This is a genomic window from Massilimicrobiota sp. An105, from assembly GCF_002161155.1.
GTDB lineage: Bacteria > Bacillota_I > Bacilli_A > Erysipelotrichales > Coprobacillaceae > Allocoprobacillus > Allocoprobacillus merdigallinarum.
On sequence record NZ_NFLY01000060.1, the window covers coordinates 1 to 11,131 of the forward strand.

14 protein-coding genes and 1 tRNA gene are annotated in these 11,131 nt (G+C 32.7%); 4 read left to right on the plus strand and 11 right to left on the minus strand.

Translation table 11 applies throughout. The features are described from left to right. Positions 1-229 precede the first annotated feature (229 nt). Entirely contained in the window at positions 230-670 is a 441-nt protein-coding gene (locus B5E48_RS12315) for a tyrosine-type recombinase/integrase (protein WP_087305362.1), read from the plus strand. A 53-nt stretch (positions 671-723) separates the two neighbouring features. On the opposite strand, the gene B5E48_RS12320 is transcribed toward B5E48_RS12315, so the two are convergent. From B5E48_RS12320 to B5E48_RS12365, 11 genes are all read right to left on the minus strand, one after another. Then, complete coding sequence (locus B5E48_RS12320; RefSeq protein ID WP_087296766.1) at positions 724-1,152, minus strand: ATP-binding protein; 429 nt, start codon at positions 1,150-1,152, stop codon at positions 724-726. A gap of 331 nt (positions 1,153-1,483) precedes the next feature. Next, positions 1,484-1,663 carry a hypothetical protein gene (locus B5E48_RS12325; RefSeq protein ID WP_087296767.1) on the minus strand — a complete coding sequence of 60 codons (180 nt, stop codon included), beginning with the start codon at positions 1,661-1,663 and terminating at the stop codon, positions 1,484-1,486. 369 nt (positions 1,664-2,032) lie between these two features. After that, a tRNA-Arg gene (locus B5E48_RS12330) sits at positions 2,033-2,109 on the minus strand. Positions 2,110-2,396: 287 nt separating this feature from the next. After that, the gene (locus tag B5E48_RS13750; RefSeq protein WP_164483587.1) at positions 2,397-2,573 is read right to left on the minus strand and encodes a hypothetical protein; all 177 of its coding nucleotides are present in this window, start codon (positions 2,571-2,573) and stop codon (positions 2,397-2,399) included. 117 nt (positions 2,574-2,690) lie between these two features. Beyond that, a complete protein-coding gene (gene epsC, locus B5E48_RS12335; RefSeq protein WP_087245056.1) occupies positions 2,691-3,227 on the minus strand; it encodes a serine O-acetyltransferase EpsC in 537 nt (178 codons plus the stop codon). A gap of 136 nt (positions 3,228-3,363) precedes the next feature. Then, positions 3,364-4,005, minus strand: coding sequence for a phosphatase PAP2 family protein (locus tag B5E48_RS12340; protein ID WP_087305365.1), 642 nt, complete (start codon positions 4,003-4,005; stop codon positions 3,364-3,366). Then, positions 4,005-5,021 (minus strand): glycosyltransferase family 2 protein, encoded by a 1,017-nt coding sequence (locus B5E48_RS12345; RefSeq protein WP_087296769.1) that lies wholly within the window; start codon positions 5,019-5,021, stop codon positions 4,005-4,007. The genes B5E48_RS12340 and B5E48_RS12345 overlap by 1 nt, the downstream gene beginning before the upstream one ends. A gap of 9 nt (positions 5,022-5,030) precedes the next feature. Further along, positions 5,031-6,167 carry a UDP-galactopyranose mutase gene (glf, locus tag B5E48_RS12350; protein WP_087305368.1) on the minus strand — a complete coding sequence of 379 codons (1,137 nt, stop codon included), beginning with the start codon at positions 6,165-6,167 and terminating at the stop codon, positions 5,031-5,033. Positions 6,168-6,181: 14 nt separating this feature from the next. Beyond that, positions 6,182-6,763 (minus strand): GNAT family N-acetyltransferase, encoded by a 582-nt coding sequence (locus tag B5E48_RS12355; protein ID WP_087305370.1) that lies wholly within the window; start codon positions 6,761-6,763, stop codon positions 6,182-6,184. Beyond that, positions 6,754-7,668, minus strand: coding sequence for an exonuclease domain-containing protein (locus B5E48_RS12360; protein ID WP_087245021.1), 915 nt, complete (start codon positions 7,666-7,668; stop codon positions 6,754-6,756). Before B5E48_RS12360 ends, B5E48_RS12355 begins: the two co-directional genes overlap by 10 nt. After that, positions 7,665-8,252, minus strand: coding sequence for a ribonuclease H1 domain-containing protein (locus tag B5E48_RS12365; protein WP_087305373.1), 588 nt, complete (start codon positions 8,250-8,252; stop codon positions 7,665-7,667). Before B5E48_RS12365 ends, B5E48_RS12360 begins: the two co-directional genes overlap by 4 nt. A 104-nt stretch (positions 8,253-8,356) precedes the next feature. Between B5E48_RS12365 and pepT the strand changes: the two genes are divergently transcribed. The 3 genes from pepT (at position 8,357) to B5E48_RS12380 (ending at position 11,024) form a co-directional block, all read left to right on the plus strand. Then, positions 8,357-9,592 carry a peptidase T gene (gene pepT, locus B5E48_RS12370; RefSeq protein ID WP_087296773.1) on the plus strand — a complete coding sequence of 412 codons (1,236 nt, stop codon included), beginning with the start codon at positions 8,357-8,359 and terminating at the stop codon, positions 9,590-9,592. 50 nt (positions 9,593-9,642) lie between these two features. Further along, positions 9,643-10,563, plus strand: a complete 921-nt coding sequence (locus tag B5E48_RS12375) for a diacylglycerol/lipid kinase family protein (protein ID WP_087305375.1) — start codon at positions 9,643-9,645, stop codon at positions 10,561-10,563. A 149-nt stretch (positions 10,564-10,712) separates the two neighbouring features. Beyond that, entirely contained in the window at positions 10,713-11,024 is a 312-nt protein-coding gene (locus B5E48_RS12380) for a hypothetical protein (protein ID WP_143747027.1), read from the plus strand. Positions 11,025-11,131: the final 107 nt, after the last annotated feature.

Here is an 11,131-nt window from a genome sequence, read left to right on the forward strand (position 1 = left end):
ATTAAATCAACCAATAACCAATTATTATCTGACAGCCAGGCAAATAAAAATGATGCTAACTCGATAGAAATATCAAATTAGCACCATTTTTTTATTTAAAACTGCCAAAGACAGGTCGTTTGTCAAGAAGGGGCAACTCTAATAAGCGCATATTATCTGAACTTTTTGAGGATTAATAGTATTGTTTCTTTATCACCGTCAAAATAATAGTCGAAAGGAGGGAACTTTCATGCCAAGAAAAGGAGAAAATATTTATAAAAGAAAAGACGGAAGATGGGAAGCTCGATATATTAAAAGTCATGATATCTCAGGAAGAGCAAAATATGGGTATGTTTACGGAAAATCTTATCGGGAAGCAAAGCAAAAACAACATAATGCGCTGGCGAAGCTAGAGGATTCCCTTGATACTGGAAATAATCAAGTCGTTTTATACAAGAGTGATGTCAAAGCGTTATCCGTTTGCTGGCTTACTTCAATAGAACCACAGATTAAACAATCTACATTCAATAAATATAATAATTTACTGGCTTCTTATATAGTGCCATATTTAGGAGACATTGTCTTCGCGATTAAGGGAGAGAGCTTCCGGGGAAAGCGACTGGAAACCATCTCCCTGCGGATGACCGCTGCTGTGGCCACCGCCCATGCCGAAAGCAGAAACAAAGATTAATTCACATTTCAAGTGAGGGTTGGCTACGCTTTCTTAACTTGGATTGGTTATTTTCAGTGGACTAAAATTGGTTGTTTTCGATGGACCCGGAGTGGTTGATTTCGCCGGACCCGAACACCTATGCTAGTAGCTAAATGGGTCTTTCCTACACCACTAGGACCTAAGAACACTATGTTCTCTGCTTTATCTAAAAATCCTAAGCTTTCAAGCTCCAAGATCTGTTGTTTGTTTATAGAAGGTTGAAATTCAAAATCAAAATCTTTTATCTCTTTCATAAACGGAAATGCTCCAACCTTAACCATGGATCTTATTGCATTTTCTTTTCTATGATCGATTTCAACGTTTGTTAGTTTCAACAATCCTTCTGTAAAGCTTATATTATTAGCTGTGACTTGATCTATGATCTCATCTAGTCTTCTAGATATCTCAAAGAGCTTCAATTGTTCTAAATTTGTTCTAAGTTGCATATAAACACTTGTCATTTATATAGTTCTCCAATCTGCTTTAAATTTTGTTCTGCTATTTTTTTGATCTTATCATCATCAGTATCAAAGGACATTTTTAATGTTTCGATATAATGATCGATATGATAATTTCTTTTTGTTGATGAACATACTTTATTCAGTTTTCAAAGTACAAGTGAAAGGCTTCCGTTTTCGTGGTTCGGAATTAACCCCTTCACTTGTTTGAAATGGGAGAGCGTTTTTGGGGGGTGTTTTTTCAAAATTTCTTAAATTTTTTTCTGAACGCAAAAAAGCCGCCTATTTTCCTCTTAATGAGGTCAATAGACGGCTTTTTACTTTTCGTTATTATTTAGATGTATTCTATTTTAATTTTTCTTTTCTTAGATGATAGTACCTTGCAAAGAACATCATCTACTACGTCAGTGTATCTGCCTTGTGCTATCAGGCTGTTTTTCAAACGGATAAGTGATTGCAAAACTCTCCTGTATTCTTCATCGGAAAGATATAAATGATATTTCTGTTCTTTCAATACAACCACCTCCTGTTGCTACAATTATATAATAGGAAAGGGCATAGAGGTAGTGTGCGATTGTCGCTCGCCACCCCTAAATGAACAAATTAACAGGGTAACGACCGCCTTGTCCATTAGCAAGAATTTTGCTCGAATTTTTCTGCCATTAGCAGAGAGGGCATTTTCATTAGCAAAACACCGATTTTTTTGCTAATTTTTATTAGCAAGCCGTCCACCTGAAAGGCGGGCGACATTAGTCCTAATTTCCATTAGCTGACGGAAGATTTGCTAATGAAAATCAATGAATTTCACGATTTTTCTCTTTTACCGAAAAAATGAAAAAACGCCGGAAACCCTTGATTTTACTGGGTTTTCCGGCGGAGTTTTTGGCGTTCCCGAGGTGATTCGAACACCCGACCTACCGCTTAGGAGGCGGTCGCTCTATCCAGCTGAGCTACGGAAACATCTTTGAAATCTATTCAATTTTAGGCTTAGATTAACTCGTTGTCAATCACTTTTCCCCAAAAGGCGGTCGTTATAACATATTCTTAGGAGGCGGTCGCTCTATCCAACTGAGCTATAGCGACATTTGGAAAATCTATATTTAATTTTACTTGCTACCTTTTCCTTTGTCCTCCAAAGTATATGTTATAACACTTTCTTAGGAGGCAGTTGCATTATCTAGCTGTGCTACGTGGACATTTCAACTTTTAACATGCTTTATTCTAACATGTTATATACTTGAATTCAATCATTGAATAGACATTCGATACTGATTCCATCTTTTCAGCAATATTTCAATATAATAAATCGTCATTTTTTCATACCACTCACCTGTTTTTAAATCTACTAAGCAATATAAATGATTTTCTCTTTTCAATAAAACCAAATCATAATAATATAAAGCTGCCTGTATCTCAATAGACATCAATAAAACCTCCTATTTCATTTTTATGAAGCAGGAGGTTTTTTATGAATAAAATATAAATAAATGAATTCATCTCATACAAAAACAATACTATAAGTTATCATATAGCATCATAGTTTATAATGCTTTATCTACCCTTTCTCCATTTTCCTTTACAATTCTGCCAGGAATACCAATAACCGTACAATTAGCTGGCACATCTTTTAATACTACTGAAGAAGCCCCAATAATGCTATTATCACCAATCGTGACATCCCCAATGACTTTGGCCCCAGCTGATACCATGACATTATTTTTTAAAGTCGGATGTCTTTTAACTTTATGTTCACCAGTTCCAACTCCCCCTAATGTCACACCCTGATATAAAGTACAATCATCTCCAATGATTGTTGTTTCACCAATAACGACTCCCATTCCATGATCAATAAAGAAACGTTTTCCAATAGTTGCTCCAGGATGAATTTCAATCCCTGTTAAAAAACGCGCAATTTGACTCAATAGACGTGCAATGAGCTTGAAGTGACATTTCCATAAAAAATGATAAATACGATATAAAAACATAGCATGTAATCCAGGATAGTTCACAATGACATTCAAAGGATGTCGTGCTGCTGGATCCATTTCTAATATTCTACCAATTAATGTTTTTTCCATATTCTTCACCTCTCGTCTTTTTCTTTATATTTAACCATAAAATACCCCTATACACAAATCATATTATCATTTTTATATTATCATATGTGAATTTAATCTATTTGTATTGACTTTTATCATATTAAAAAAAGTTTCTCTACTTGAGAGAAACCCGTTTTTCTATCTGAAAAATATCTTTTTTATAAATCAGAATATATAAAATAATAGCCAATAATATTGCTGCCACAGCATCCAATATAGAATGCTGTTTAATAAACATCGTTGATAAAGTAATCATAATAGCTGAAACAGATGCAAATATTTTTATACCTTTAGATTGTTTAAAATCTGGACACAATATCAAAGCCAATGCACATCCAATAGAATTATAGACATGAATACTAGGAAATACATTTTGACTCTTATCAGCATGATAAATAAACTGAACAAGATTCATAGATAAAGAATTCTGTTCAATCACAGGACGATGATCAAAACTTGTTGGATATATTGTAAAAATAATCAAACAAATGGTCATTCCTATAAACAAAAATGCAACACATTTATAAAAATCACGACGATGTGTAAAAAACAAATAGGCAATTGTCCCTGCTACAAAAAGGAACCAGTAAATATAAGGATAAATAAACCATGAAACAAAAGGTATACATGCATCTATACTTGTATAAACATCATGAAAAGAAATATCCCTTAACTGTAATCCAAAATACCATGGTAAATAAAGAATAAAATATGTAAATACCCATGCATGACGATAACGATATAACAAATTCTTCATTAATTAAATCCAAACAGCTTTCTAGAAATAGCATATCCTGTTGTAATCATTTTCTTACCAACATGTCCATCCATTTCCATCATAGAACCTAAAAATGTATGTTTAACAGCTTTATAAAGTTCAGGATTTTTATTTTTTAAATACTGCCATAATTCATTTTTCTTTTGTAAATGTTCAGGTGTTCCTGATTTAATCAGTAAAACTGTTGATACAGTTGTAATCATCGTTAAATATTTCACCATATAGTTTCTCAGTTTACGACTCTTTAATTTCATCACATCACAACAATCAATCATCATCTTATTGACTTTAATCTGTTGATCAATACGTGAAATCATCACTTTTTCATTAACAGACTGATCTTCCCTACCAATATAGTAACGATATAAATCAACATTTAAATAATACAGTGTATTGACATAAGGTAATGGCTGATAAACAAATAAATTATCAACATAAAATGTATGTTTTGGCAATTGTAAATTACAATTTCTTAATAACTGTGTACGATAAATAACACTATGCATTAATAAATTCTGTTGTGGGTAAAAATGTTTTAAATCATACCATCTGAATGTTCTATTTTGTGGCAATGCATTTGTATATTTAATCACACTAGATTTATTGGCACTTGGTTTTTCATATACATAATTTGCAATGAACATATCGACATCTTGATCTTTTTGATGTAACTGTTTAATTGTTTCTATCACTTTAACAAGTGAAGACTGGTCAAACCAATCATCACTATCCAAAACTTTAAAATAAAGTCCTGTTGCATTTTTTAAACCTGTATTTACAGCTTGACCATGTCCCCCATTTTCCTGATGTATACATTTGATTGTATCAGGATATAAAGAGGCATAGTCATCACCAATCTGGGCTGTTCTATCTTTAGAACCATCATCAACAATAATAATTTCTACATCATCTTTTAAAATTAAACATGATTCAATCGCTTTATCCATATAATCTTGTGAGTTATAACATGGAATCGCAATACTTAAATATTTCATAACATCCTCCTACAATGTTTTAACAAGTTTTAAAGCTTCTTCTACAATGCCATCAATATTATAATATTTATATTGTGCTAAACGCCCTAACAAGTAAAAATGAGAAAATGGTTTGACATAATCCACATATTTTTGATACATCATTAAGTTTTCTGGAGATAAAATAGCATAATAAGGTACTTGAGTTTCATCACGATATATTTCTGGATATTCTTTAACAATAGTTGTTCCTGCAATCTCTTGACCTGTTAAATATTTAAATTCTGTAATACGTGTAAAATCTTCACTGACGGTATAATTGACAACACCATGACTTTGATAGTGATCTTCAGGATAATGTTCATACTCAAAGCGTAATGAACGATATGGCAATCTTCCTAAACAATGATCAAAGAAATCATCAATTGCACCTGTAAAAATAATTTTTCCCTGCCATAATTGTCCCTGATAATAAACCTGATGTGTTTGCATATCAAAAGATAAATCTTCCTTGGCATCCTTATTTAATTCAATTTCTATGTTTTCATGATTCAACATATTTTCAAATAACTTTGTATATCCTTCTAGTGGCATTCCCTGATATAGATCTTGAAAATAACGATTATCATAAGAAATCAAAACTGGTACTCTGGCAGTGACACTTTGATCAACTTCTTCAGGTTTTTGATTCCATTGTTTCATTGTATATTTCAAAAAGATATTTTCATATACATACTGTGCCACTTCCTGGATTCCCTGTGATGGATTTTTCTGTAATTCTAAAATAGGAACTCTTGCATTTTCACCATATGCATCAATCAATTCCTGTTTTAAACGTTTACCTTTTTCTTGACCAAAAACAATCATTAATGTATTCAAGTTAAATGGAATTGGAATAATCTTTCCATAAACATTTCCAACAACTTCATGACGGTAATCATACCATTTTGTAAAACGTGATAAAAAATCATAAACGTCTTTATTATTTGTATGAAAGATATGAGGTCCATATTTATGAACCAGAACACCATATTCATCATATTCATCATAACAGTTTCCACCTATATGATCTCTTTTTTCAATAATCTTGACTTTTTCACCACGCTGGGCTAAAATTCTCGCCACAACACTTCCAGCAAAACCACTTCCGATAATTAATGTATCCATTTTTTCACCTCATTTTATTTATCATAACATAAACCTAGACATGATTCAATTTGTTGAAGGGATAGCTTCGAAAAAGGAATAAAAGATTCTACATGATGAGGATCTCCAATAGCTTTTTCCATCCAGATGACATCATGCCATTGTTTGGCTTTATATCCCGCACGATGAAAACATCCCACATACTGAAACTGTAATGATTCATGAAATCTTTCACTTTTGACATTGGGATGAGTAATACAGGCATAGACATTTTGAATATGCATGCACTTTAACAGTGCCAATAAAACCTGATAAAGTTTTTTTCCAATCGCCTGTCCATGATAATGCTGATCTAAATAAATAGATAATTCACTCCCCCATTGATAAGCAGCTCGACTATGAAAAGAAGAGGCATAAGCATAACCAACAATCTGACCTTGAACTTCTGCAACTAAATAAGGATATGAATCTAAAGTTTGACAAATACGATTTGTCATATCTTCTAAAGAAGGAACATCATATTCAAAAGTGATATTGGTCGATAGAACATAAGGAGCATAAATATCTAAAATAGCACGCGCATCTTCTTTTTTAGCAACTCTTATATTTACAGACATTCTTTTCTCCCCTCTAAAAGCTTTAAATATTCTTTTTCATGAATAATTCTTAAATCTTGTCCCTGTTTCATTAACTGTAAAGCTTTCTGAACTTTTTTATTGTCTTTGCCAAAACGTACTTTATGATAACCTTTACCACCAATAACCAGATAATTGGTTTGGGTACTGACCTGATTGGTTGATAAGGCACAGACTTCTTTTGTTTTTTCTTCCAATAATTCTCGAGGCATAGATAATTTACCAGTAAAACAGATTGATTGATGATACAACAAAGCATCTTCTTTTTGATTCATTTCTAATAATTGCGTTGCTGATTCAGCTGACATAATATTTCGATAATAGTTTTCCTTCATCTCACCAAATTCTAAATGATACTTCTGATGCAAAGCATATAAACTGTCTACATCTTCACGTTCCATCATTTGAATCAACAGATAAGCACAAGCTTTCGCATCTTCTAAAGCATGATGAGCCTGAAATGCAAAACCATTCATTTGAGATAGATCTTTAAGATTATATTTTTGAAGATTTGGATAAACAAGATGTGCCAAAACATTTGTACAGGACATAAGTAGTCGTGGATATGGAATATGATTCTGTTTCAAGGCTGCCCTTAAATTCATCATATCACCTTGAATATCATGAGAAACAACAATCGTATTTTCAAAATAATGATGAATGTCTTTCCATACTTCTACAAATGTTTTTTCTTTATACAATGATTGAGGTCTAATTTGATGTATTTTATAGCGATAGCTATCAAAACTTAAATTTTTAGGTTTCACTAAGGCATAATATGTTGAAATGACTTCTTGATTTTGAATTTCTACAATACCAATGGCACATAAACTCGCGGGATCCTGATTTAAAACTTCAATATCAAAAACAGTTATTTTTTCACTCATGCTATACCTACTGCTTTTTTAGCCAACTGATCGGCCATCTCATTATAGAAGTCCCCACTATGTGCCAAAACTTTTATAAAGCGAATATCAATCTTTTGACGACTGGCATCAATAAATGACTGATAAGCCTTTGTTCCAGGGCGATTGGCCTGCCATTGATGATTGGCCCATTTTTCTATACCTTCATAATCATAATAGATACAAATCATAGAATAGCAATGTTCAATCGCATAACAGATTGCCTGATGTGCCCCCGCAATTTCACCAGCCACATTACGCATACTGACATAATCAGGATGGTTGCCTTTACCATTGACTTTCAAAATCACTTTTTGGCCTTCAATTAAGATACAGCCATAACCATATTCTTTTGTCTTTTGATTATAACTGCCATCTACATATGCAATCAGTCCATAACCATCAAAAGATTGAGGCTGTTCATCTAAATACGCCTGAGCTTCATTGAATGTAGGAAATGATTTATACACTGCTCCCTTGAAACCATTCACCATTGACTGACATTCTTCCCATGTCGAAAAAACACCAGTTTTTCTTCCTTTTTTCACTGCATAATATTTTGCCATCTTTTTAACCTCCGCTCCCTATTATAATCATATTCATGACATTTGGCTAGTAAAAAATATGATTCCTATGATATAATCATGATAAAGAGAGAAGGTTATGAAAAATGAAAATAGAAAACAGATTTTTAAAATATGTCAGTTTCCCAACACAATCTGACCCATATTCAACCACTTCACCTTCTTCGGCCAATCAAAAAGAATTTGCTCAATTTTTAATAGAAGAAATGCGTATTTTAGGATTGGTTGATGTAGAAATGAGTGAATATGGTGTTGTTTATGGAAAGATTCCATCTAACAATGATCATCAAGGTGATGTTATAGGCTTTATTGCCCATATGGATACTTCCCCTGATGCCAGTGGTGAACACATTCATCCCCAAATCATTCGTCATTACAAAGGACAAGACATTCCTTTTCAAAATGACCGTTTATTATCCCCAAGAGAATTCCCTGATTTGAATAAAGTGATTGGACATGATCTGATTACAACTGATGGAACAACACTTTTAGGTGGTGATGATAAAGCTGGAATTGCGATTATTATGAGTATGGCTGAATATATGTATAAACATCCTGAATTTAAACATAATGATATTATGATTGCCTTTACTCCTGATGAAGAAGTCGGACGTGGCACTGAACATTTTGATCTTGATATTTTTCAGGCTGACTATGCCTATACAATTGATGGTGGCGATATTAATGAATTTCACTTTGAAAACTTTAATGCCTATCAGGTGCTTGTTGAAATCAATGGAAAAAGCATTCACCCTGGTAGTGCCAAAGACAAAATGGTGAATTCACAGGAAGTGGCTATGGAATTTCACCACATGTTACCATCTGGGCAGAAACCTCAATTCACTGAAGGATATGAAGGTTTCCATCATTTAACACATATGCAGGGGAATTGTGAACAGACACGATTAGAATATATTGTACGTAACCATGATTATTTAAAACTCAAACAACAGCTTAATGATTTTTCACGTATCCAAGCTTATTTGAATAGTTTTTATGGCTATGAAGCTATTCATATCACGATGCATGAACAATATCTCAATATGAAAGATGTTATCAAAGATCATCCTCATATTGTAGAACAGGTTGAAATTGCTATGCAGGATATTGGCTTACAGCCTCGTATTACACCTATTCGTGGTGGAACAGATGGTGCCCGTCTTTCATTTTCAGGACTTCCTTGTCCTAACCTTGGAACAGGTGGCTTCTATTGTCATGGTCCTTATGAATTTGTTTCTATTCATATGATGAAAAAAGGTGTTGAACTTTTATTAAGACTAATCCGTAATAATGTCTATGCGAAAGAAGATATTCCATTTTAGGTTTATCTTCTTTTTGATTAATGGTAAAATAAAAATAAGGAGTGTTCATTATGAAATGTTTATTTATCATTAATCCCAGTGCCGGCACAAAGACAATTCAAAAAAAACTGGATCAGATCATTGGTCAAATGATTTTAAAAAAGCTGGTTTCTACAATTGATGTCTTCTATACGGAAAAGAAAGATGATGCTTATCAATATTGTTTAAAATTAAAAGATGATGATTATGATTTTGTGGTCAGTGTTGGTGGTGATGGCACAGTCAATGAAATCATTAATGGTTTTATTGAAAACCATTTACAGACTCCTCTTGCGATATTACCAGGAGGAACAGTGAATGACTTTGCCAACCATTTACATTTACCTCATGATACGGATGATTTTATTCAAATGATTGAAGATTTTCAGACAATGAAAGTAGATATTGGTAAAGTGAATGAACATTATTTTGCAAATGTGATTGCTGGAGGCATGTTTAGTGATATTAGTTTTCAAGTTTCAAAAGCTGATAAAGAAAGATTTGGTCCTTTAGCTTATTATATCAGTGGTATAAGACAATTACCTACCCAACTGCATACTTCATTGCATTTAAAAATCACTGCTGATGATCAAACTTTTGAAGAAGATGCCAAACTGTTTATTATTACAAACACTTCACAGGTAGGTGGCTTTAAAGACATTACACCTCATGCGAATGTTCAAGATGGTCAATTAGATTTATTGATTATTAAAAACTGTTCTACTACAGATTTAATTTCTTTATTTAAAGATTATAAATTAAACAATCATGAAAAGAGTCCTTTTATTACTTATGTACAAGCTAAAGAATTAACTATTGCATGTGATAAGGATATTATATACGATGTTGATGGAGAAAAAGGAACAACCTTTCCCATTCATGTCAGTGTCAAAAAACAATCCTTATGTGTCATCATTCCACATCATTTCAATTATCAGGGAGAATCATTATGACAACACGTTATCAAGTACAACTCACTCAAGACGATGATATCAAAAGTGCTTATGAATGATTACTTTGGGATCATAGTCACATATATTTTCAAGACTATTCCATTGCATTTCAGGATATCCAGGAAATCAATATTTCCATGTGCTCTATGATGCAAATGTTAAACATTTTAAGCATCTATATGAATTACTATGTGGATATCAATATCATCACACCCAAAGAAGAATATGCTTTTCAAATCATGAATCATGATACCCTTCTTTCATTTTTTGAGACAGTTTCATCTTTTCCTATCCCAATCAATGATCCTTTGCATATTCTTCAATTATATACAGATATGCCAGATAACTATGCACGTACCAAATATTTAGATCGTCATTTTAAAAAATGGGCACAACAATATCATCTGGATAACCTCGTGGAAAATGTATTCCCACACAGTTTTCTTTTCATAAAAATCTAACCCTAGATAAATGTTGGTAACTATATTTAAAATATATTGATTATATGGTCTTAAATGAAAATTCATTTGTAAAGTCACTATATCTTAGCTCACACATGGAGTTCATG

What these genes read in the sequence shown, in the direction of transcription:
- B5E48_RS12315 (WP_087305362.1), top strand. Translation starts at nt 230, where the DNA reads ATGCCAAGAAAAGGAGAAAATATTTATAAAAGAAAAGACGGAAGATGG.
- B5E48_RS12320 (WP_087296766.1), bottom strand. Translation starts at nt 1,152, where the DNA reads ATGACAAGTGTTTATATGCAACTTAGAACAAATTTAGAACAATTGAAG.
- B5E48_RS13750 (WP_164483587.1), bottom strand. Translation starts at nt 2,573, where the DNA reads ATGTCTATTGAGATACAGGCAGCTTTATATTATTATGATTTGGTTTTA.
- epsC (WP_087245056.1), bottom strand. Translation starts at nt 3,227, where the DNA reads ATGGAAAAAACATTAATTGGTAGAATATTAGAAATGGATCCAGCAGCA.
- B5E48_RS12340 (WP_087305365.1), bottom strand. Translation starts at nt 4,005, where the DNA reads ATGAAGAATTTGTTATATCGTTATCGTCATGCATGGGTATTTACATAT.
- B5E48_RS12345 (WP_087296769.1), bottom strand. Translation starts at nt 5,021, where the DNA reads ATGAAATATTTAAGTATTGCGATTCCATGTTATAACTCACAAGATTAT.
- glf (WP_087305368.1), bottom strand. Translation starts at nt 6,167, where the DNA reads ATGGATACATTAATTATCGGAAGTGGTTTTGCTGGAAGTGTTGTGGCG.
- B5E48_RS12355 (WP_087305370.1), bottom strand. Translation starts at nt 6,763, where the DNA reads ATGTCTGTAAATATAAGAGTTGCTAAAAAAGAAGATGCGCGTGCTATT.
- B5E48_RS12360 (WP_087245021.1), bottom strand. Translation starts at nt 7,668, where the DNA reads ATGAGTGAAAAAATAACTGTTTTTGATATTGAAGTTTTAAATCAGGAT.
- B5E48_RS12365 (WP_087305373.1), bottom strand. Translation starts at nt 8,252, where the DNA reads ATGGCAAAATATTATGCAGTGAAAAAAGGAAGAAAAACTGGTGTTTTT.
- pepT (WP_087296773.1), top strand. Translation starts at nt 8,357, where the DNA reads ATGAAAATAGAAAACAGATTTTTAAAATATGTCAGTTTCCCAACACAA.
- B5E48_RS12375 (WP_087305375.1), top strand. Translation starts at nt 9,643, where the DNA reads ATGAAATGTTTATTTATCATTAATCCCAGTGCCGGCACAAAGACAATT.
- B5E48_RS12380 (WP_143747027.1), top strand. Translation starts at nt 10,713, where the DNA reads ATGCAAATGTTAAACATTTTAAGCATCTATATGAATTACTATGTGGAT.